This is a genomic window from Rhodopirellula sp. SH410, assembly GCF_055811895.1.
Map to the genome: position 1 here is coordinate 2342656 of NZ_CM147949.1, position 23118 is coordinate 2365773.

At 58.3% G+C, this 23118-nt stretch carries 19 protein-coding genes; 8 read left to right on the forward strand and 11 right to left on the reverse strand.

The window, feature by feature from the left end; translation table 11 throughout:
- Positions 1-35: 35 nt before the first annotated feature.
- The 5 genes from SH410x_RS08695 to SH410x_RS08715 form a co-directional block, all read right to left on the reverse strand.
- Positions 36-698, reverse strand: a complete 663-nt coding sequence (locus SH410x_RS08695) for an NfeD family protein (protein WP_473676125.1) — start codon at positions 696-698, stop codon at positions 36-38.
- Positions 698-3019: an NfeD family protein gene (locus SH410x_RS08700; RefSeq protein WP_473676126.1), complete on the reverse strand. Its 2322-nt coding sequence runs from the start codon at positions 3017-3019 to the stop codon at positions 698-700. Before SH410x_RS08700 ends, SH410x_RS08695 begins: the two co-directional genes overlap by 1 nt.
- Positions 3020-3443: 424 nt before the next feature.
- Positions 3444-5429, reverse strand: a complete 1986-nt coding sequence (locus SH410x_RS08705) for an IRE (iron responsive element) (protein WP_473676127.1) — start codon at positions 5427-5429, stop codon at positions 3444-3446.
- A complete protein-coding gene (locus tag SH410x_RS08710) occupies positions 5426-7315 on the reverse strand; it encodes an ABC transporter permease (RefSeq protein WP_473676128.1) in 1890 nt (629 codons plus the stop codon). The genes SH410x_RS08705 and SH410x_RS08710 overlap by 4 nt, the downstream gene beginning before the upstream one ends.
- Positions 7312-8265 carry an ABC transporter ATP-binding protein gene (locus SH410x_RS08715; RefSeq protein WP_473677274.1) on the reverse strand — a complete coding sequence of 318 codons (954 nt, stop codon included), beginning with the start codon at positions 8263-8265 and terminating at the stop codon, positions 7312-7314. Before SH410x_RS08715 ends, SH410x_RS08710 begins: the two co-directional genes overlap by 4 nt.
- A 251-nt stretch (positions 8266-8516) precedes the next feature.
- Here SH410x_RS08715 and SH410x_RS08720 point away from each other — a divergent pair, with 251 nt between their 5' ends.
- Positions 8517-10052, forward strand: a complete 1536-nt coding sequence (locus tag SH410x_RS08720) for a bifunctional folylpolyglutamate synthase/dihydrofolate synthase (protein WP_473676129.1) — start codon at positions 8517-8519, stop codon at positions 10050-10052.
- Here the strand turns inward: SH410x_RS08720 and SH410x_RS08725 are convergent.
- A complete protein-coding gene (locus tag SH410x_RS08725) occupies positions 10040-10822 on the reverse strand; it encodes a 4'-phosphopantetheinyl transferase family protein (RefSeq protein ID WP_473676130.1) in 783 nt (260 codons plus the stop codon). The genes SH410x_RS08720 and SH410x_RS08725 overlap by 13 nt on opposite strands.
- An 81-nt stretch (positions 10823-10903) precedes the next feature.
- Here SH410x_RS08725 and SH410x_RS08730 point away from each other — a divergent pair, with 81 nt between their 5' ends.
- The 6 genes from SH410x_RS08730 to SH410x_RS08755 all read left to right on the forward strand — a co-directional run bounded on the left by SH410x_RS08730 (position 10904) and on the right by SH410x_RS08755 (position 15164).
- Positions 10904-11518 (forward strand): DUF2007 domain-containing protein, encoded by a 615-nt coding sequence (locus SH410x_RS08730; protein WP_473676131.1) that lies wholly within the window; start codon positions 10904-10906, stop codon positions 11516-11518.
- Between the two features lie 250 nt (positions 11519-11768).
- Positions 11769-12143 carry a response regulator gene (locus SH410x_RS08735; RefSeq protein WP_473676132.1) on the forward strand — a complete coding sequence of 125 codons (375 nt, stop codon included), beginning with the start codon at positions 11769-11771 and terminating at the stop codon, positions 12141-12143.
- 5 nt (positions 12144-12148) lie between these two features.
- Complete coding sequence (panD, locus tag SH410x_RS08740) at positions 12149-12634, forward strand: aspartate 1-decarboxylase (RefSeq protein ID WP_473676133.1); 486 nt, start codon at positions 12149-12151, stop codon at positions 12632-12634.
- A 17-nt stretch (positions 12635-12651) separates the two neighbouring features.
- Positions 12652-13287: a Maf family protein gene (locus SH410x_RS08745; protein WP_473676134.1), complete on the forward strand. Its 636-nt coding sequence runs from the start codon at positions 12652-12654 to the stop codon at positions 13285-13287.
- A gap of 81 nt (positions 13288-13368) precedes the next feature.
- Positions 13369-14388 (forward strand): DUF1573 domain-containing protein, encoded by a 1020-nt coding sequence (locus tag SH410x_RS08750; protein ID WP_473676135.1) that lies wholly within the window; start codon positions 13369-13371, stop codon positions 14386-14388.
- Positions 14389-14507: 119 nt separating this feature from the next.
- Positions 14508-15164 (forward strand): ribonuclease H1 domain-containing protein, encoded by a 657-nt coding sequence (locus SH410x_RS08755; RefSeq protein WP_473676136.1) that lies wholly within the window; start codon positions 14508-14510, stop codon positions 15162-15164.
- A 175-nt stretch (positions 15165-15339) separates the two neighbouring features.
- Here SH410x_RS08755 and SH410x_RS08760 read toward each other — a convergent pair whose 3' ends face one another.
- The 4 genes from SH410x_RS08760 to SH410x_RS08775 form a co-directional block, all read right to left on the reverse strand.
- Complete coding sequence (locus SH410x_RS08760; RefSeq protein ID WP_473676137.1) at positions 15340-15783, reverse strand: FKBP-type peptidyl-prolyl cis-trans isomerase; 444 nt, start codon at positions 15781-15783, stop codon at positions 15340-15342.
- A 45-nt stretch (positions 15784-15828) separates the two neighbouring features.
- A complete protein-coding gene (locus SH410x_RS08765) occupies positions 15829-16686 on the reverse strand; it encodes an ABC transporter permease (RefSeq protein WP_473677275.1) in 858 nt (285 codons plus the stop codon).
- Positions 16687-16691: 5 nt separating this feature from the next.
- Positions 16692-17603, reverse strand: a complete 912-nt coding sequence (locus SH410x_RS08770; RefSeq protein ID WP_473676138.1) for an ABC transporter permease — start codon at positions 17601-17603, stop codon at positions 16692-16694.
- Between the two features lie 109 nt (positions 17604-17712).
- Positions 17713-18753, reverse strand: a complete 1041-nt coding sequence (locus SH410x_RS08775) for a Gfo/Idh/MocA family protein (protein ID WP_473676139.1) — start codon at positions 18751-18753, stop codon at positions 17713-17715.
- A 115-nt stretch (positions 18754-18868) separates the two neighbouring features.
- Between SH410x_RS08775 and mfd the strand changes: the two genes are divergently transcribed.
- Positions 18869-22288 (forward strand): transcription-repair coupling factor, encoded by a 3420-nt coding sequence (gene mfd, locus SH410x_RS08780; RefSeq protein WP_473676140.1) that lies wholly within the window; start codon positions 18869-18871, stop codon positions 22286-22288.
- An 85-nt stretch (positions 22289-22373) separates the two neighbouring features.
- On the opposite strand, the gene SH410x_RS08785 is transcribed toward mfd, so the two are convergent.
- On the reverse strand, positions 22374-22865 hold the full coding sequence (locus SH410x_RS08785; protein WP_473676141.1) for a 6-pyruvoyl trahydropterin synthase family protein: 492 nt from the start codon (positions 22863-22865) through the stop codon (positions 22374-22376).
- Positions 22866-23118: the final 253 nt, after the last annotated feature.

Here is a 23118-nt window from a genome sequence, read left to right on the forward strand (position 1 = left end):
GTCCCATCCTACTCGGGGGATTCATTCGTGGCCGCTTAGGATCCACTCTCATCAGTACCGAGCTCGTCGAAGTTGATATCGTCGAGCGACGATGTCACGGCCGAGTCCATCGAACTCACCGGTGAAGCGATCGGCTCGGGGGCGGAGCTTGTGAGATCCGGCGAACTCGCTACCACCTCCGATCGCCAGAGCCGGATTTCATCCTCATTGGCGGCACGAACCTGTAGTTTCCCCGCATGAACGCGCACGACGATCACGAGAGTGCCGGCGTCGATCGGTAGCCCTGTGCTGATCGCGTCGGATCGATGTCCGTCAATTTTTACCTCGCCGCTGGGCAGTAGGTTCGATGTTGCCGTACCGACGCGGCCAACAAATTCACTCAGTAGCGTGCCGTCAATGGTCGTTGGCTCCGGCAGGGCCGAGTCTGCTTCGAGGGTTTCTCGGTTGAGCATCCGGCGACCGATCTTCGTTTTCGGCCAGAATCGAATCAATAGGCCGAGCAAGAGGGGGGTGGTGACCACGTAGATCAACGTGAGCGTCAGCGCCATCGTTGAACTATAGGTGTAACCGATGATGATCGATGTCACCGCCACGACCGTGGCGGTGAGTCCGAGCATCCCGCCGCTGGGGATCAATATCTCCGCGATAACGAGCCCGTAGAAGGCAATCATCAGGCCAATCGCATAAAACGCGGGCATTACTCATCCACCGCTTCGACCACAATCCGATTGCCGTGGACCTGGAGCACACGGACCTTCTGACCAGGATCAATCGCGGAGCCGTCACTGACAACGGCAACGATTTGATCCCCAAATTGGGCTTTGCCTGACGGTCGTAAGCGGGTGGACGCGACGCCTGTTGTCCCGTTCAAGTGATCGTAGTCCGCAATTCGTTCGAGCCGATCGAGGTCGGCCGCTGGTGCTTCCATCGCCAGTCCCGACGCTGCTGCAGCTTGCGGCAAGAACGCCCGGACCAGCAAGAAACCGACGACCAATCCGCCCATCCCGCCGATCGCCATCCAAACCCCTTGCGCCAATTGGTTGGCCTGGTAGCTATTGCGTGGCACGATAAAGGTTTGGCTCATCAGCACCACGCCCAGGACGGTCAGCACGAGACCGCCCAGGCCAAAGATCCCGAACCCCGGCAGCACGAAGATCTCGATCGCGAGAAACGTCAATCCCAAGCCGAAAGCGAGCAACTCGGCCCATTCGGCGGTACCCGCCAGAAACTTGATCCAGAAGAACAGTGCGAAGCACATCACAGCGATAAACCCAGGCACGCCGAGACCCGGCGCACTCGCTTCGGTCGACAGCATCATGAAACCGAGCACCAACAATCCGAAGGCCAATCCACTGTGGCTCCCCATCCGCTCCACCCAACGCACCAGTCCCCGGTCGCTGAGCTGCGCCGGTACGCTGGCCAGTCCGATGTCCGTAGCAACTGATTTTAGAGACTCCACGGACTCGTCCGCTAACCCCAACTCGATTGCCCGATTGGCGGACAACCCTTCGCTGAGATCGATCCTCTCCTCACGTTTCCAATCGGATCTCCCGCCCGTCCGTTCCGCATCGATCTCGGCGGCCATTTCGGTGGGCACGGCATATCGAATTCGTCCGGTGCGGCGATTGACGTACCGATATACCGTGAGCCTCGGATCGAGCAGGCCGCGGATCAGTGCTGCACTGCGCCCGGTTAAACCTGCAACAAAGTCGATCAATTCTCGCTGGTCCGCCACTTCGTCGGACGTCATCGCGTCCGCACCGCTGCCACCGAGCGTCGCGTCGGTATGCATGGCGAGTGGTCGGCACCCCAACGCAATCAAGGCGGCATCACCGCGAGCCTCTTGCGACACATACCCACCGACCGTGCGAATCGACGTGCCGGGATCGGCAAGGGTCGCCGCCAGCGATGCACTACCGAAAAGATAGCCACCGGGCGAATCAATCTCGACCAACCACGTGTTCGTTTCCCCACCCTCCGTCGTCGCCGCGAGATTCGATAGCCATCGCTGGACGCGATCACTGCGAATCGCACCATTGATTCGCAGCAGAATACCGATCGCTTCACCGCTGGTATCGGCCGATTCACGACGAAGTTGTTTGAGACCGAGTCGGTCGGCAACGTCCCCCTCAGACTTCACGATCGCGGTCGCGGCGCGAAAGCTCCGCAGTTGATCGGCGGTCAACGTCAGCGGCTCACCGGGCGGAGACAGAATATCTTCCTCGACGATCGCGCCCTCGGTACGGAAGTTCTCCAATGATTCGCTCAGCACGAGCTGCGTGGAACCGTCGGCCAATCGCACGCGAGCGACCGTCTCGTTGGGATTGACGAGCCCCTCGATCATTTCGGGCGGCAAGAGACCACGCCGCTTCGCGACGGATTGATAAATCGCTGTCGTGGTTTCATCGCCGGACACTTCACTGAATGTGGCATCGCCAATCGACCCATCCGGTGCCACAAGGATCGATTCGCACGCCAGTACCAACAATACCTCGCTGCCCCGGACCGCCGTGTCCACCCATGCGACCGGGCGGATGCGTTTCAGATCTGCACCTGAGATCGCCCGGGCGAGCTTGAGTGAATCCTCCAGCGACGTGCTGCTATCACGCGCGAGTTCATCGCCACCCCGCGTCTGGCCGCGGATGTTTTCTTCAGCGGCAACGTTCCGGTTCCCGTTCGGGGCCCCAAAGTGCAGCACCACGCTCACCCGGCGATCCGCATTTTCCACGGACGCCGGAATGTTGCGAACGGATTGGGACAGCCGTGTGAGGCGGGCGAGAATTTGCTCGACATCACGCGGCGTCAAGGGACTCGGGATCTCAATCAAATAGCCCTCAGCCGCCGTCGTTGCCGGCTCGGCGGACTGCGCCCCAGCATGCCGTGGGATGACACCGTCGAGTATGCCCACCACACCCAGGAACGAGACCAGCAGACCGAATGCAGTCGCAAGCCTGTTTTGATGATTCCGGCGATCCCATCGATGAGGGATGCCAATCGTAAGATGGGGATTCTCGATCATGCTGTTATTATAGGCATGCGATCGGTCGATGGCGCAGCGATTGCTCTCCAACGCGGCTCAGTCCAGCGAAAAAGGGGAAAGTCTCCTCGGTGCCGAAGGCACAGCAGCATTCAGTCTGGGACGTCGGCCCAACCCTGTCATAGAAACACAACCGGCAACAATGAACCGAATGCCGTAAGGCATCGGGTAACACACACGGCAATAATGAACCGAATGCCGCAAGCCATCGGGTAACACAACCGGCAATGCTGAACCGAATGCCGCAAGGCATCGGGTAACACACGGCACCCGACCGCCTCCACGACTCGGCTCATCAAATCCAACGCCCCCGAATACCCGGACGGCGGATGGGGTGATGCTGATTGAATCGCCCCAACCTGATTAGCCGAGACGGCTGAACGCCCTTGATCGGCGTCTCAACCCATCATTCATCGCTCGTCGTAGGCGAGTTTGCTTCACCTTCCGAGGATGCCTCCTCAGGCTGCGTCTCGGGCACCTCGGCGGGCGATTCCTCGCTCACCTCGGGTGTCTTCTCCACCTCAGCCGGCTTTGCCGGTTCGGCTTCCTCGGCAGTCCCCTCTTCAACATTCTGCTCAGCGGGTTCCGATTCGTTGGCAGCAGCCGGTTCAGCAGCCATCTCCTCAGCGGCTTCCGATTCGTCGGCGGCCTCCGGCTTTTCAGTGGCTTCCGGTTTTTCAGCAGCCTCTGTCATTTCAGCGGCCTTGGCCGCCTCAGCCGCCTTGGCCGCCTCGGCCTCCTGTTGCTCACGCAACAGCTCTTCTTCACGCTGGCGTTCCTGTTCCGCCAGTTCCCGCTTGCGAGCTTCGAGTTTGTCGCGTTGGGTTTCCCGAGCCTGTTCGTAGACGGCCGCGTCGACGTTGCCGTACTGCCCCATCATTTCGACGAAGGTTTTGAGCGGGAAATCGTCCGGAATTTCGTCCGAGTCGATGGCTTTCATGTAGTCACGAACGGAGTCAAAGAGATCCTCGGCACTCGTATCGATCACCAGAATAGGATAATCATCGAAGATTTCCGCCCACTGTTCGAATGATTGCTCATACAAGTCAATCGCTCGTTCCAGTTCCCCTTCTTTGCTGAGGGCTTCCTTCGCTTCGAAAATCAAGCGTCGTGCCGTGACCGTGCGTTCTTCCTGCTCGGCCTGCGCGAGTGTTTCCCAGTAGGGGTAGTTGATCTGCTTGCGATGCCCTTCTGTTTTGATGATTCGTTCGTCGAGGTCTTTCACCGCTTCGACCAATTGCATGGCGCGAGCCCGCACCTTGGGGTCTGAATCGCGAGCGACCTCACTGAGATTCGGCTCGGTTCCGCTCTGATTCTTTTCAGCGATTGACTGTTGCGACTTGGTCCGTTTCTCTGGTGGCGTCATCAACGCCTCTTCGATGCCCGGCTCAAACGACCGGATCATCTTCAATTCGGCTTTTCGGTAGACGTCGCCGGTGAGTTCCCGAATCTCGTTGACGGTCTCGGCTCGGCGGCGGAGCAGTTCGTCGATCTGTCCGAGCTTGATCGTGAACGATTCCGTCGTGGGGACGGAGCGATTACCCAGTGCCTGCCAATCTTCCGATGCCCGTTCCCAGGCTTCGCGAGCCTGGTCATTGAGGACACCTTCCTTCTCAATCGCTTCGGCGAACCGAATCCGCCATTTGGGTCCGGTCTCATAAAAGTTGATCGGCGTTTGCCGGCGAATCGGGACGCCTGCTTCTACCAGGTCATACCCGGAATTGAGCCATAGCCGACCCACCAGCCAATTGTCCGGTTTGTGGAACGGCCCCAAAGCTTCGGGACCATCGATCGGGATGCCTTGTTCGAGCAAGCTCTTATGCAGGACTTCATCGTCAGCGAAGAGCCGTCGGAACTGGCGCTTTTCGTCCGCGGTTCCGAGCTTGGATCCGTAGAACCAGCCGGTGTACCAAATCAGCCGCGGCGCCTTCGTATTTTGCCGAACGCCCTTGGTCAAGAACTCGGTGCCTTCGCGTACCATTTCGTAGCGTTGGCGGTAGTCATCAAACTCGGTCGAGACGTTATACGCCAGGTTGTGAGCTTGAAACTCCCAGACCTTATCAAAGTGCGGCTGCAACAGCAGAATGTTGTTCAGGGTCGCCTTGAGCCGGTCCCATTCGTGCGCGACGTGATACTCGTGGGATTTCTTCCACAGCATCGATGCCGCGACGCCGCGCATCCCCAACGAAGCGAGTTTCATCGTTTCGCTCGCGGGACTGATCTCTCCCAGATCGCTCTCGGAGATATCGAACGCGTCGCGCATCTGCGCCAGTCGTCCGCCACCATCCCCGCCCCCGCCAGCGGGCTGGCCGAGCAGGTAGAGGGGGATCAACATCACAACCAGGATGGCGAGATAAATGAGTTTTCGACGAAATTGAGTCTTGCGATTCATGCCGCGATCTCACGTGCTTTCAAGGTAAAATAACTGATTAGAAAAGCGAGCAAAACGTAGCCGAATGTCGCCACCGCGTGGCGGGCCAATAGCGCGCCGAAAATATCGAATCCCGAGGCGGCGTATTCCGCCGTATTGACCATTTTGGGTAGGTTGGGCAGCGACGTGGCCAGCGCGTCGAGCGTGTACACAATGCCCGCATCGACCGTTTTGATCACCGTGGCTGTCACGCTGTCGACGTCCAGTTGCGTCGTCATCGCATCTTGCTTGGCCAACCGCACGACCGACTCGATCGGTCCACCACCGGCGTTCTGGCCGATGTCGATGTAATACCGAGTGTTGTAGATCTGTTCGGCTGAGAATCCCAGCAGCACACATACGGCCGTCGCCACCATCGCGACCGGTCCCGTCAAAAAAGTACTGAACATCACGCCGAACGCCGTCACCATCATCATCTGCAACCAGATCGACAAATAGGCTTTGATCAGGTTCCAGGCAAACGCATGGTCCGTCGGTCGCAGATACACACTCGCGGGGGTCATGCCGAGGTACTGTGCATCGTCGAGGCAGCGGACGACCACGGTCATGTTCCCGTCTTCGTCGACTAAGTCCTCGAACACGTTGAGCATGCGCGTGTTCGTCCCGTCGCTGCCTTCAATATTCAGCGGCAACGTCTTCTGATCGACTTCGTATTCGTTGACGGTGAAGCCAATCGGATTGCTTTCGATCGGCTTGGTGGGGTGTTTCATCGTGATCGATCCCCGGATCCCCTTCTCGATGTTGCCCTTGTAGGAACGATAGGCCCGCAACGTCAAATCAATCGGAATCATTTCGGGATATCGCGCCGGTGTCACTTCCGCGAACGTGTATTCAGCGGTACCGAGACCACCCCCTTCGACGTAGCCGTGCTCGATCTTACGACTGCCCTTGGACATCCCAATCAAACGGGAAATACCAGCGCTACCATAACCACCCGACATCTGTTCGTTACCAACGTCGATGCCCTGTTCTTGCAGGTGACCCGAGCGGTCACGAAACACTAAACTACCGTACGAGGGCACCCGGGCACGCAGTGCGCCGGTCGCTTCACCAATCTCGAAACTGCCATCCTCATTGCGGGTGACCAAGTGGCGGTGGCCGCGTACCATGTCGGTCGCACCGATGCCATCTGCGTCGAGCGTGAACTCATGTGAGTGGAACTGAGTATGGTCCGTTTCGCCCTCGAATCCCCCCGTGCTGAGCTCCCGAACATCCGCCACCTGGGCGTGCGTGTGGTCGAGCCCACGAGTCACGAAGACGTAACTGAGCAGTCCCATCGGGATCAAAATCACTGTTCCCATCGCGGCAAAACCGAGCATCCGTCCGAGCACGATTTCCGTTGCCCGGACAGGTTTCGTCACAATCGTGAAGATTGTTTTGTTCTTAATATCCTCCGGCAGCGAGAACGCACTGATGAACAGGGCGAGCGCCAGCACGAGATAGTTGGTCGCCGTCAGCACGAAACTGATGTACAACCGCGCCGGGTCGTCGCTCTGTGGGTTCAGATACCAGCCCGCGAGCAGCAGTAAAACGATAAAGAGGCCCACGATATACAGGACCTTCCGGCGAATCGCTTCTCGAAACGCCAGACCGGCCAATGCCAAGATCCGCCGCGGACGCGTGCCGGGTAAATCAAAGCGGAACAGGTCACGAACCGCCCGTGCGACGGCAAAGAAACCCTCGCCCGAACCGTAACGAGAGGCGGAAATCACGTACCCGACGATCAGCCCCAGCACGATCCCCAATACCGCCAACACGATGCCCTTCATCGCGGCGCTTTCTAGAAACGCATCGGGACGGAAGAACCATTCATAGAACGACCAGAAATCCTCTCGCTGCAAATTCATACTTGCTCCCCGTCGTTGGTCGAGCCAGCGGAATTGTCTTGAGCCGGAGTCGCTTGTGACACCCGGCGGGCACCCGGACGTGCTTCGCTCTCACGAACGATATTCAAGAACAAGTCTTCCATGGTCGCCGTCGGGTTATCGATGGACTGGACCGTGCCTCCATGTCGAGCAATGACCTCGGCGATTTCTCGCTTGGCGGCTTCATCGAGGCCGGTGGCGTGAACTTCCGTCACGTCTTGGACCTTCAGGAGATCCGAAACGCGGCCGAGCTCTTTCAGTTCGCCCTGGTGCAGAATCGCGACCCGGTCGCACACGTCTTGGACGTCGGCGAGCTGGTGCGAACACAGCAAGACGGTCTTACCACGATCACGCAGACCCAAAATCAGGTCCTTCATCTCGCGGGTACCGATCGGGTCGAGCCCGGTGGTGGGTTCGTCGAGCAGGATGAGATCGGGGTCGTTAATCAAGGCCTGGGCTAAACCGACGCGCCGCGTCATGCCTTTGGAATACTCCTTGAGCTGCCGGTGCTTGGCACCCTGCAATCCAACCATTTCAATCAACTGCTGGACTCGCTCACGACGAACGGCCGCGGAGAGATCGAACAGACGACCGTAAAAATCGAGCGTTTCTTCGGCCGTCAGGAACTTGTACAAGTACGATTCCTCGGGCAAATACCCGATGCGTTCGTTCTTACTCGTTTCGCTGGCATCCTGGTCGAACACCAGCACCCGTCCGCTGGTTGGGAACAATAACCCTAGGATCAGCTTGATCGTGGTCGATTTTCCGCTCCCGTTGGGCCCCAAGAGACCGAAGATTTCTCCCGGTCGAACCTCGATATCGAGCGATTTCAGGGCGTGGACTTTTTTCCGCCCCCAAAAGTCTCGATAGATTTTGCTCAGGTTGCGGGTCTCAATGACCACGTTATCAGACGAACTGGCAGCAGTTGGCACGGTATCGGCGGACGGCTCAACAACGGCCGTGCTGGTATCGGTATCCACGAAATATTGATCCCGACGGATGGGGAAGAAAAACTTGACAAAGAGAGTCCGATCGCTACGGCGGCTGCCTCGAAACGGTTCGCAATTTTGTTTGCCTTGTGATCACGTAGGGGCGGGTGGCAACTCATCTCGTCACGCTACAATGCAAACTTGGCTGCTTGCCTCGGCCTGCGCACCCACCACTCTTGCGACGTTCTTCTACTATGCCGCCCTCGAAATTGGCCGCCCGCGACGCTGCCACCGGTGACTCGGCCACCGATGATCCCCTTGCCGACCCCGCCGCCGCCTATCACGCGGCAACCCGCTGGCTCTACGACCGTATTGACTACGAACGTCTGGTCCGATCGGGTTCGCGGTACCGGTTTACCCTCGATCGGATGCGCGACCTCGTCACCCGGTTGGGACATGGGCGATACCTGTGTGTTCCGAATCAACGGGTCCCCGAACCCGATCGGTCGCTCGCCATCGCATCGTCCGATCGCCCCACGCAAGCCAAAATCGTGCATATCGCGGGCACAAAGGGCAAGGGATCGGTCGCCACGATGGTCGCCACCATGCTGGCGGCGGCTGGATATCGGGTCGGATTATATACGTCGCCCCATCTGGTGGACCTGGAGGAACGCTTTCGCGTCAACGGGGTTCCCGCCACGCGCCTCCAAATGACCGAACTGGTCGATTCGATGCGTGCCGTGGTGGACGAGATGTCGCGCGAGAGCATCGGAGGGCCGTCCTTTTTTGAACTCACCACCGCGATTGCCATTGAACATTTTCACCGCTGCGGATGCGAGTACTGGGTGCTCGAAACGGGACTGGGCGGGCGTCTGGACAGTACAAATGTCTTTCAGAGTGAGGTGACGCTGATCACCAGCATCGGACTGGATCATCAACACGTCCTCGGCGAGACACTCGAACAGATCGCCCAAGAGAAAGCGGGCATCCTCAAGCCAGGCGTTCCGGCGATCAGCGGCGTAACGAGATCGCCGGCCCGCGAGGTGATCCGGCAAATCGCCGCCGAAGTGGAGGCTCCGCTACTCGAATTCGGGCGGGATTTCGAGGTCCGGGAACACGTTGACGGCGCCTCCTCCCACGCAAACGAGCCCGCCGCGTGGGGCAGTGCCTTCGAGTTGGTTCGCAATGAACAGAACGCGACTCCCGGCACCGCCGGCACACCGGTTTGCCTAGCGCTCGAAGGCCGACATCAGGTCAGCAATGCCGCCGTCGCTCTATTGGGACTGGAACAGCTCGGCGTTTCGCCTGACATCGCCATGCTCGATGCGTTGGCGAAGCTACAGATTGAAGCCCGTCTGGAGCGGTTCGCCTTGCCTTCGGGCGGGACGGTGATCCTCGACGCCGCCCACAATCCAGACTCGATCACAGCTCTGGTCGATACCCTGAGAACTCGCTTTGCCGGGCGGAGGATCATCGGCGTGTTCGGCACCAGCGTCGACAAGGACGCCGCCGCCATGCTCGATCTCCTGCGTCCCTACCTCGACGGCATCGTGCTGACTCGCTACCACGGTAACCCAAGATTCATCCCCGTCGAAACACTCGCGGACCTGGCGGCAAAAACATCGACCCCCTCCCGAGCATCAACAGCCTGGTTCACGACCAACGATGACCCGCTGGCAGCCTGCCAAGCCGCCATCGATCAAGCCGGCCAGGACGGAGTCGTGATCGTTTGCGGTTCGTTCTTCCTCGCCGCTGAAGTTCGCCCGTGGCTGGGCGGTCAACGGATATAAGCCTGGAAATCAGCGAGTTTCAGCCGCGGCCGCTCATTGCAAATGGGTTCCGCATCGGTGGCCACGCCCAGGGCAATCGCCGCGACAAAACCAGCACGTGGTTCAAAGGTTTCAAATCGCCAGCGACGTTGTCGCATCAGCTCAGGGGCCCGTACCACTAAACGCGGCTGGTCACTGGCGGCGTCTTCAAACGCAAATTGATCCAAAGGTGTGTGCATGCCCGTACCGATGGCTTTGATGAACGCCTCCTTCAGCGTCCACAATCTCAGGAACAGCTCGCGATGGTCGTCTTCATTGCGCGTCGCATCGAGCTGGCGAATCTCCTCCAACGCGAAATATCGACGTGCCAGCTCCGGGTCGGTGCGACGATCCATCCACTCCACATCGACCCCCAACCAGTGCCCCGGTGCCCCCAGTCCGCATACGACGAGGCCTCGTGTGTGGGCAATGTTGAATGCGCGGCAGGCATTCGCGGGCGATGCGACGATGGGTTTGCCATGGTCGAGCACGCGAAAACCGATCTCATGGGTCTGGCATCGCCCCGCCGCAAGCAGCGTCCGGGCCATCCCCCGCCCAATGATGTGTTGGTGGCGGGCTGACGCCACGCGAAATCGATCCGCCCGGACCCGTTCATCCGCCAACAGCAATCGCTCGCAAAAGACCTCTGTCGGTCCCGGCTCATCCAGCGCTGCCGGCGCATGCCAAACCTCGACATCGTGAAGGGGGTCACGGGAGGAATTGTCCGACGGGTCGATGCCAAGGGAACTCATAGCCCATATGATCGTCAAAAACACGACTCCGCGTCAATTCGTCCGCCGATTCACTGCAACCCCCCTCGGAAAGCGATCCCCATGGACCTCAATGATCCTGTCGTCGCCTACAGCGCCCACGACAATCTCGAAGCTCAGGGCGTCACGATTTGGCTGGCATCCCACGGCATCCAGGCCCATGTGGTTGAAGACAACTCCGGGCTCAGCACGTCCGCGTTCGGCCCGATCAGCCAATTCCACCAGCCGCAGGTGTTCGTGGACCAAGCGGACCTCGAAAAAACAACCGAATTGCTCCGCCAGTTCGAGCAACAACGCGACGAACGTCAGCGCGACCAGGCGGGGGCAACTCCCATCTCGTCGGCATGCGAAGAATGTGGGGCCCTCAGCGAATTCCCCGCCAATCAGGACGGCACGACTCAGAGTTGCCCGAAGTGTCACGCGTTCATGGATGTGGGTTCCTTTGAGTGGCCCGAGGACTTTGACTTTGGAGACCCTGAATCTGAGCCCGAACCCGCCCAAATCGACAATGCGGATGACGCTCTCGATGCCGCTGCCGATCTCGATCAATCGGGTGACTGGGACGCGGCGATCATCGCCTATCGCACCGTCGCTGAACGCTGGCCCGACCACGCGACGTATACTCTGGGATGCATCACCGAAATCCAACGCAAACGTGATCGGACGTCAAACGGCTGAGTCGCCGAGACTCGAAAAGCCTCCACCGAGCGGGCGGCTGTCGGTCGGCGAACCCGCTGAGTCGCAATCCCATTGATGACCGTAAAACGGGCGCCGTGACTTTTCCAGGGCCGGATGGTAAATTGCCCTCCGCAGCCTCCCGGTCGCTCGCCAGCGACCGACATTTGTGTCCATGACGCCTTCACGAGCTTCATCGTGACGTGAGACTGTGCCAATTTGTTTTTTTCTCTGACGCCTCTAGGCAACTGAAATGGTGAAAACGCTTGTCGATTGTGGCAACTGCGGTCCTGACTTCAATTCGATCCGGAAAATGGTCTCGTCTCACTTTGCCGCTACCGTGGTGCAGACGCACGGAGTCGAAGACACGATCGAATTACTTCGCAATCGCCATGTCGATCTCGTCACGGTCAATCGCAAACTCGATCGCGACTACACCGATGGACTGGAAATCATTAAAAAGATCAAGTCCGACCCGGATCTTGGCAGCGTACCGATGATGTTGGTCACCAATTATGACGAACATCAGCAGGCCGCCGTTGCCGAGGGGGCCACCTACGGGTTCGGGAAACTGGAGATCGGCACCCCCGCGACCGTCGAAAAATTAGAACCCTTCCTCAAGAGTTAACCGTCTTGGACGCCCTCCCACGCTATCGCAAACTGCTCGCGGCCAAAATTCACCGCGCGACCGTGACCGCCGCTGACGTCAACTATGAAGGCAGCCTGACGGTGCCGCCCGAGTTATTGGCCGCAGCGGGGATCGTCGCCTATGAGTCGCTGCACGTCTGGAACGTGACCCGGGGCTCGCGATTGGAGACGTACGCGATCGAAGGGCTGCCGGGGTCCCATGACATTTGTGCTAACGGCGCGGCGGCCCATCTGATCCGCCCCGGTGACCATGTGATCCTGGCGGCGTACACGCTGGTGCCCGAATGCGAAACGAAAACGCACCAGCCCCGCTTGATCTTCGTCAACGAGCGAAACGAGATCTCACACACAGGCCCCGAAATACCGGGGCCGCAACTGCCGGCCGATACCGATCGCGGCGCTGGCAGATCCATTGATTCAGATGCTCCGAAACTCGCGGCATCCCGACACCATGCGTTTTCCGAAGAATGAGCGACTCTTTGCCTTTGATGAAAAACCTGCCCCGAGCCAAAATCCCCACGGCCGAACCCTTGGTGCTGGCCAGCGGCTCGCCACGCCGCGCCGAATTGCTCCGCAGCGCAGGATACCAATTCGAAATCTGTCCCGCTGGGGATGCGGCTGAATGTGGTGTCGACTTTCCCGAAACTGCATCGGAGATGGTCGCGCGACTGGCCTTTCAGAAGGCCCTCGATGTCGTCCGCCGCCGCAAAGGATGCTTCATTCTTGCCGCCGACACGCTGGCTGATTGCAACGGGACAATCCTTGGTAAACCCACCGATCGCGCGCATGCGGAGTCGATGCTGCGTCTGCTCTCAGGCCGTGAGCACGCCGTTTACACGAGCGTGTGCTTGTGGTCGAGCGGTACCGATCGCTGCTATCTCGATGTCGTCTGCTCACGGCTGAAAATGGATTCGCTCAGTGACGAAACGATCGAGCAATACCTCGCTAGCGGACGATGGGAGGGAAAGGCGGGCGGCTTCGGCTATCAAGACGGTAATGACTGGATTCACGTCATCGGCGGCGACAGCGAGAGCAATATCGTGGGATTGCCGATGGAACGTTTGGCAGAATTACTGGAAAAATTCGACACATTGGCCGACAAGGTATACAAGTCGGTCCGTTGACGGTTATGCGGCGCGGAGTTTTGATTTCGTCAAAAACTTCAACATTTTTCTTCGATAGAACCAGAGTTGGGAACGCAAACCATGAATTTTCTCCCGTTCGGACGACTGCGTGTCGGCAGCTTGGCATTCATCGCGATGGTTATCTCCAGCGGTCTACTCGCTGCCGCATCGGCCGCAGCAGACGAGAACTGGGCCAAGAAAATGTTCTCGGAAACCGAGCACGATTTTCGCACGGTCGGTCGCGGAACGACGGCACAGCACTACTTTAAGTTCCAGAACATCTACGAGGAAACGGTGCACGTCGCCGCCGTCCGCAGCAGTTGTGGATGCACGACACCCACGGTCAGCAACGACACCGTGGCCACGCACGAAACGGCCTCGATCGTCGCGACCTTCAACACCAGCACCTTCATTGGCTCCAAAGCAGCCACGATCACCGTCGTATTTGATCGACCGTTTTACGCCGAAGTGCAGTTGCAGGTCCGGGGCGTGATCCGCACCGATATCACGTTCGATCCCGCCGAGATGGATTTTGGCGAAGCGAAGTCGGGGGAATCCAAGACTCGCAGCATCAAGATTACACATCGCGGCACGCCCGGTTGGCGAATTCAAGATGTCCGTAGCCACTGCAGCGATTTGGCCGTCAAACTCAGCGCTCCCCAAATGCGTCCGGGCATCGTCGAGTACGAGATGCAAGTGCGAATGAAAGAATCCATGGACGAAGGCGATATCCACGAACAGCTGACTCTGGTCACCAACGATTCCCAGTTCCCGACCATCGAAATGTCGGTTGCCGGTCGCGTTCGCCCCGCCGTCAGTATCTCTCCGGCCGCGGTGAGCCTCGGGACCACGTCATCGGGCGAGACGTTGAGCAAACGACTCCTGGTCCGAGCAGATGAACCCTTCGCGATCCGCGAAGTCCGATGTGCCGACCAACGGTTCTCCTTTGAGATCCCCGAAGGCAAAAAGAAAATTCAATTCGTGCAACTGAAGTTCAACGCAGGCGACCTTCCCGCTCGAATCGCACAGAAGATCGAAATCGTGACGGACCTGCCCGGTGATCAAACCGCCCAGTGCGTCGCCACAGGGACGGTTCAGTAGGAACCCGAAAAGGGACTGGCGGCCCCTTACATGTCAACCTGTTTCGGCAATGCCCCCCCCACAGTTCCCGCAGAGGGTCAGACCCTTTTGCAAATTGGTTTCTAAACGAAATTGGACGGATGTCAGAAAAGAAACCCAAATCGTACGTCGTCTGGCAAGGATTTCATCCCGGGATCTATTCCACGTGGGAACGATGCAAACAAGAAATCTTGGGTTTTTCCAACGCCAAGTACAAATCGTTTTCAAGCCGCTCGGCCGCTGAGAAAGCCTACGCGGGCGGCCCCGATCGATACTGGGGACAAGGCGGCGGCAGTGGCAAGAAAACACCCACGCCTAAAATCGACCGTGAGGATTACGCCACTCTCGGCGTCGATATGACCGCGTGGGCCGTCGACGCAGCCTGTCAGGGGAATCCAGGGAAACTGGAATACCAAGGCGTTGAGATTGAATCGGGCACTAACCTCTTTCACATGGGCCCGTATCCCGAAGGCACCGTTAACATCGGCGAGTTCCTCGCCATCGTGCACGCCCTGGCACTGCTCGAGCATGCCGAGCAATTCGAGACGGCCATCTATTCCGATTCGCAGATTGGTCGCAGTTGGGTGAAGCAAGGTGTCTGTAAAACCAAGTTGCCGCCCACCCCTGAAAATCAAAGGCTATTTAACCTCGTCCGCCGCGCCGAAAAGTGGCTCGCCGAACATCAGGTACGAAACCCCATCCTGAAATGGGAAACCAAAAAATGGGGCGAAATCCCCGCCGACTTTGGGCGAAAATAAAGGCTCATCCGACGGCAGGGTGTGCGGGAGTGCAGTGGAAGGTTTTTGGAAGGCTTCGCTCCAGTATCCAATCTGTTTTCAATCGACCGAGTCGCTACGTTCGCCAGTAGATGGATCCCACGCTCTGGCGAGCGCAGCTGCGTTGCAATCGGCCGTTGACGATCGTTGTGATTCTTTACCGAACGTCCTGCAGTTCGACTTTGAAGTGCAAGGTCGCATTGGGAGGGATCGCGCCCGGCATGCCCATGGCACCGTAGCCGAGCTCCGACGGGATTTCCAACTCAATCATGCCTCCCTCGCTGACTAATTGCAGACCCTCGTTCCAACCCGCTACGACACCGTCCAGATTAAAACTGGTCGATTCTCGCCGGTTGTAGGAACTGTCAAACTCCGTGCCATCGTCGAGCCAACCGGCATAGTCCACCGTGACGAAACTTTGGGGACCTGGTTTATCACCGCTACCGCGGCGCAAGATTCGGTACTTCAGCCCCGAGTCGGTAACGGTGAACTCTTTGGGGGCATCAGGATCTTCCGGCCCGGGCGAACTGCTCTGTGAGACCTGGGAGCAACCGACTGTGAGTGTGAGTGTGAGGAGAAGTGCAAGTAGACGCGCGGGCATTTTTCGGAAGCGGGGCAATGGGGGAATGAGTGAGATGAAAGAACGCTAGGAACTGGCGCTACGATAACTGCGGAGCGCCGTGCGGAATACCCAGCGACTGGCCAGCACACTCAGCACAGTCGCGACGGCCATCCATCCGACCAACCACCACTCGGTGTCGCTCCGTGGCGAAATGGGGCGGGCGATTAATCGGGCGGGGACGTTGACGACGACCAAGACGGGAATCACAAAGGTGAAGAATCCATAGAGCGGTTGACCCCACCCGCGATTGTAAATTTCCATCGGATAGCGACTGAAATTCGTGATGTAAAACCAGAAATTGTACAGTGTTTGATTGCGTCCCAACCAGACACTTGTCGCTGACAAACAGATCATGAGGCTGTACATGATCGCCACGCCGCAACCACAGAACACGATATAGAGCGCGACTGACATCGCCGATGGCACATACGGATCGACCTCGCGGTGGGCCAATTTCCACAATGCAACCGTGGCGATCACCAACCCCGCTGCAAAGTTCGCCAGCGAGCTCCAACTCACGCGCCGAAACGAAATCAAGAACTGAGTGTCGATTGGTTTGAGCAGGGCAAAGTCCAAACCGCCGGTGCGAATCAGCTCACTGAATTCCTCCGCATTGGGCATGAAGAACGCTTGCACGAGCGAATTGATGAACCACGTCGTGGCCAGAAACAGGAAGAACTTCTCTCGGTCCCACCCGGTATCGGCACCGATCGATTTGGTGTGTTCAAAAATGATCATGTAAAAACCGACGTTCATCAACGTCCATCCGAGCGAACTCAAACACTCGATGACAAAGTTTGTACGAAACGTCATGTCCCGCACCAAACTATTTTGGGCGAACGTCATGAATACGCGACGGTAGCGAGCCAGTTCAGCAAACATATGCATTACCCTCCGTATCCGCTGTATCGGGCCACACCATGCTTGTACGCCATCCGGCAGACGACCATGAAGAACACTAACCAGGCCGCTTCAATCGCCATTTCCATGGGCAAGTCTTCCGGTGGGATTTTCCCCAAAAACACGGCAGCGGGAAAGTAAGCGAGGTATTTCAAGGGCAGGAAATTGACAAAGGGCTCGATCGAGTCGGGTAGCAGCGTCAGGGGAAACATGTGCCCCGAAAGAAAGAAGCTAAAGAGCATGTACAGGAATAGCAGTGAGGAGACTTCCAGGAACCAAAACCCGATCATCCCGATCGCCGCTTCGAGAAAGAACCCGATCAAGAACCCCATCACGAGCGAGACCACAAAGGCGATGAACAAGTGGGGCGGCGGGAAACCGTCGACGAAGTAGTCGCGGCAGAGATAGAACACGAGTGCGAACGGTGCAATCGCGACGGCATAGTATGCGATCTTGTGAGCGACGCGATTGATCAGCAGAAATCCAATCAGATCGATGGGCTGGATCAGATACCGTTTGATTTCGCCGTCGCGAATTTGAAGCGCAATCCCCGCAGCCAAGTTTGGCATGCTCGAGAAGGCCCGTGCAATCATGGTGATCAGATAGTACGCAACCATTTCGCGAAAGCCGTAACCACCGATGCGAACCGGTTCGCTGGCGTCCCCGGTACTATCGCCGGGGTTGACGACCCCAGAGTGCTTGATGGAGTCAAAGATTGCCCACCACAAAAAGATCTGTGTGATGATGGGCAGAAAACGCATCAACGTGCCCAATGCGAAATCGCCGCGATAGGCCAAGCGTTCTGAGAACGCCGTATTGAAAATCATCGTCCACGTCCGCACCCGTCCCATCCAACCGATCGGTGCGAGGTGCGATTGAGAGGCGGATGTAGTTGACATGAAGAATGAACAGTCCAGGCTCCCCTCTCTTACACGTTCGGTGCGGGAGAGGGGCGGGGGTGAGGGGGCAAATTCACGCTCGGGCGAGCGTAGCGATAACTTTCAAACCCTACAGGCTTACCGTCTGGCCTGAGCGGGCACTCTCGTAAATCGCACAGATCACTTCGACGCTGCGGCGGCCTTCGATACCGTTGATCAATGGCTCGCGGTCGGCTTCGATCGCCTCCAAAAAATCGTTGAAGACTTCGGTGTGGCCGTGATGGCCAATCGAGGCGGGGTCAGCGGCACCGCCTCCCGTTTGCGTTTGGCCCACCATGGATTCCCGGATCGTGACGTCTGCGGCGGTCTCCTCAGCGAACGTCCACTGCTTGATGTCTTCTTCCTCGAGCACGGCGCTGCCCTTGCTACCGGTGATTTCAACCCGCTTCAGGGCCCCGGGAAACGCGGTCGTTGTCGCTTCGATGACTCCCAAGGCTCCGCTTTGGAACTGCAGGTTGGCGACGACAATATCTTCGACTTCGATACGTTCGTGCGTCATCGTGCCCATCATCGCCGAAACGCACTTGACCGGTCCCATCAGCCACAACAGTAAATCGACGCTATGAATCGCCTGATTCATCAGCGCCCCACCACCATCGAGGGCCCATGTGCCACGCCATGCTCCACTGTCGTAGTACTCCTGGCTGCGGAACCATTTGACGTAGGTGTCACCCAAGGTGATTTTGCCAAAGCGTCCCTCGTCAACGGCAGCCTTCATCAACTGCGACGAGCGGTGGAAACGGCTCTGGAATGTGACGGCCAATTTCACGTTGGCCTGCTGGCATGCCGCGATGATCTGGTCACATTTTTCGGGAGTCACCTCCAGTGGTTTTTCAACAATCACGTGTTTGCCCGCCTTGGCCGCCGCCAGAGCCGGTTCCAAATGCGCGCCGCTGGGAGTACAGATCGCGACCGCACCGATCTCGGGATTCGCCAGCATCTCGTCGAGCGAGCCGTAGGCGGTACAGTGATGTTCTTCCGCGAACTGTTGCGCTCGCTCGCTGCTGCGGTTATAGCAACCGACGAGTTTGCCATTGGCTGAGTCAGCGATCGCTTTGGCATGAAAGTTGGAGATCATGCCCACGCCGACAATGCCGATTCCGATAGTCATGTCATTTCTATTGGGATAAGGGAGGTAAAAAGCTGAACTAGCCGAATTTTGTCGATCAGGATACGTTTTCAACTAGCCCACCGCCACCGCCGCTTCTCACCCCAGACTGCCTGCCGTGCCTCCCGCCGCCAAAACACCGTCGAAATCGACACGGAAAGCGAAAAAAACATCGCTCAAGACAGCGAAAATCCAGCTTCGGTCGCTACATGATGTACCCGCCGTCCTCGACGCGGCCGCTGGCATCGGTCCCGCAGTCGGGCTTTCACGCCGTGACACACCGCTGGCGTTTTCAGGGGTTTGGGGCGGCATCCGTGGGCTGCTCGCGGCCACCCTGACACGGCACACCCCGCATGTGTTGGTATTGCTGCCCCAAGCGGTCGATGCCGACATCGTCGCTGGGGATGTGCGCGCATTTGGCGTCAAAGACGTCGTGGCACTGCCGCTCTCGGCCGGAGACGGCACCGGATCGTCGATCCGGGATGCTGACTATGCCGCCCGATTGCAAGTCCTGCAGGCCTTGCGGGCACGCGACAACGATTCCCCCGAACCACTCGTTGTGACCGCCTACATCGGTGCGGCGATCCAACGCGTGCCATCGGTCGATCGACTCACCCGCGCGACGCGAAAACTCAGCGTGGGCGACGAAGTCGATCCAGCCGAAATTCGCCGTTGGCTCGCTGAAGCCGGTTTCGCAGCGACCACGGCCGTCCACTTACCCGGCGAGTTTGCGAGTCGCGGCGGACTCCTCGATATCCACTCTCCTGACCAGACCACGCCGATTCGGATCGAATGGTTTGGCGACGAGATCGAGTCCATCCGCCGCTTCGACGCCGCGACACAGCGGAGCAACGAAACACTCGATAGCGTCGAACTCGCTGCGATCGGTGCCGATGGTGTCTCGGCGGGCGAGATTATCGAGGATTTGTTCGAAGCGGAGTTCGACGAGGATGCGGAAGTCGAGCAATCGCAGCAAACCGGCGGGGAGGCTGACTTTCCCGAACGCGATGACACCGTCGGCGCCGAAGCGACCGTGGTCGATTATCTGCCCAGCGACACCGTGGTACTGGTCGTCGATCCCGCCGAATGTCGCGTGACGAGTGAAGCATTGTTGGCGCGGGTTGCCCGCACGGATCGCTTTGTCAACATGGAGGAATTGCTGAGCGAACTTCATGGTCACCGCGTGGTGATCGGGAGCCAATTTGTCGAAGGCGCCGTCGATGATCAAATCGATCTCCAGACCGCGGGCGCGGATAGTTTTGCGGCTTCGCTCGACGAAACCAAATCCCGCGTCGACAGCGTCGCGGCGGGGCACGAGGTCGTCGTCGTCGGCGACACGCCCGCCGATGGGCAGCGGTTGACCGAACTGCTCGCCGATACCGATGCGGCGAGGTCCGGGCGATTGCACATGACCGTCGCACCCCTCAGCGGTGGGTTTCGCTTGGTGTCCGCAGAGGTCTTGGTGCTGACCGGAGCGGAACTGTTTCACCGCAGTCCCGTGCGGCGGGTCAGTTCCCGCGTTCGCGGCAAACCAATCGATAGTTTCCTGCAACTGACCCCTGGCGATCTCGTCATCCATCTCTCTCATGGCATCGGTCTGTATCGTGGCCTGAACTCCATCGAGAAGAACGGTCAACACCAAGAACACCTCACCATCGAGTTTGACGGGGGCACGAAAATCCATGTGCCGGCGACCCGGATTCAGCTCATTCAGCGGTACGTAGGTGGCACGAAACATCGCCCGCGACTGGCGAAGGTCGGTGGGGTTTCGTGGACCAACCAACGCCGCGCCGCCGAGTCGGCCGTCACCGACATGGCCGACGAACTGCTCGAACTGCAAGCCCGGCGGGCCACCCGGCGGGGGATCGCATTCGACTCTGATAACGAATGGCAGCGTCAATTTGATGCGAGTTTCCCGTACCTCGAAACGCCTGATCAACTCACCGCGATTGAAGCCATCAAAACGGATATGGAATCGCATCAGCCCATGGATCGCCTGATCTGCGGTGACGTGGGTTTTGGCAAAACCGAAGTTGCGATGCGGGCAGCATTCAAAGCAGTCACGTCGGGCTATCAAGTTGCCGTGCTCGTTCCGACGACCGTGCTCGCTGAGCAACACTTTCATTCCTTCTGCGACCGGATGGCCGAGTTCCCCGTCGAAATTCGCAAGCTTTCACGTTTCTGCACCGCTGCCGATCAGCGGCAATCGATCAAAGATATCCGTCGAGGCAAGGTGGATATTGTCATCGGCACCCACCGCGTCGCCAGCAAAGACGTCGAATTCAATAACCTCGGCCTCGTGGTTGTCGACGAGGAACAGCGGTTCGGTGTCGCGGTCAAAGAGCGACTGAAAACTCGCCACACCAATGTCGATGTGCTCACCCTCTCGGCAACGCCCATCCCCCGCACTCTCCACATGGCCTTGGTCGGTGCACGCGACATCAGCAATCTGGAGACTCCGCCAGCCGAACGCATGCCCGTCGAAACTAAAGTCACCCGTTGGGATCCCAAACAAATGCGATCGGCGATCGTGAGGGAGCTGAACCGGGGTGGGCAAATGTACTTTGTCCACAACCGGATCGGTGATATGCACGAACTCGCTTCCAAAATCAACGAGGTCGTCCCCGAAATTCGTATTGGGATCGGACACGGACAAATGGGCGAAGGTGAGCTCGAACAGATCATGATCGATTTCATTGATCACAAATTCGACATGCTGCTCGCGACAACGATCATCGAAAGTGGTCTGGATATTCCCAACGCCAACACCATGTTCATTGACGAAGGCAATCGATACGGGCTCAGTGACCTGCACCAACTCCGCGGCCGCGTCGGACGCTACAAGCATCAAGCCTATTGCTATCTGCTCGTCTCGCCGACAAAACATCTCACCCCCGAAGCGAGCAAACGACTTCGCGCCATTGAGGAGTACTCGCAAATGGGGGCGGGGTTCGCGATCTCCATGCGAGATTTGGAAATCCGCGGGGCCGGGAATCTGCTCGGTAGTCAACAGAGCGGCCACATCGCGGCAGTGGGATACGAATTGTATTGCCAACTGCTCGAAGACGCCGTTCGGCAAGCCAAAAAACTGCCACCCAAACTATCCGCCGACGTCGACATTGACTTGCCCATCGAAGCCTACTTGCCCGATGACTATGTCCCGGACCTGCGGCATAAGATCGACTTGTATCGCCGGATGACACGCATCAATCACGCTGCCGAAATCGCTCAGTTCCGCGAGGAGTTGATCGATCGTTTTGGACCGATTCCCGATGCCGCGTCGCGGATGACCCAGCTCTGCGAACTGCGGCTCGATGCAGCCGCCTGGGGGATCCAATCGATTTCCCAAAACGACCGCTTCATCGTGCTGCAATATGCCAACAAACGGCGGGTCGAAGAGCTCGTGGCCAATGCCTCGGTTCCGGTGCGAATCGTTGACTCCAGCAAGGCCTACATCCCCACAAAAGGCTTTGACATGAGCCACCCCACCGGCGAAGCTTGGCTGCAGCTCGCCCGTGCGGCACTGTGGATCGGCTGAAGTTTTCCGATCGGGGGATTGTCTGGTCCGAAATGGATTGCCCCCCATTGGAACGCTCGGGACAATGGTCCCAAACGACGCTCGTTCACCAGGGCAATCGACAGACGCCCCACTGGCCGCAATTCTCATCGACCCCCACTTCGATCGCTGACAGGGCGTCGCCGAATTTCTCCTTCGTATGTTTGCGGACCCGCTCGGCAATCACGCGTGCAATCTCTTCGGCAGTTGTGTTCACGACCGGCAAAATAATGGCGTCTTCGTTAGGGAACACCCAACGCCGATCGCGAAACCGCACCGTCGTTTCCTTGTCATCCTCCGTCACGAGGATCTCACGATGGTCCCGAGGCAGAATCACATGGTGATCCAGAGCCTGGGTCTCTTTCAAAACCGCATCGCGTAGAGCGATGAAATCGACCACATAACGGTTCTCGTCGAGAGGTCCCTCAACGATCACGCGAACGGCATAGTTATGGCCATGGATGCGTTCGCAGATATCACCCGCAAACGTGATGAAATGCGCCGCTGAAAAAACGAACTGCTCTTTGGTCAAATCGACGCGAAAGCAAGGGTCGGACATGGAAATCGATCTGCAAGAGGAGGAAAGGGATCGCGAATGGTTGCTGCGCGACGAACTGTGACGCCAAAATCGGTTTCGTTCCAAGCCTTCAGTCGCGGAGTGATGCTAGGAGGTCGCCCGGGACGCCCGTCCAGCGATGACGCAAACCAACCGGTGCGCAGTCGCGAATCGACGGCAGCACACATGAACATTGTACCGACAACTCCGCGGTGACAAGGTCGGTGCGATCGTCTTCTGATTGCCGTTCATCTTG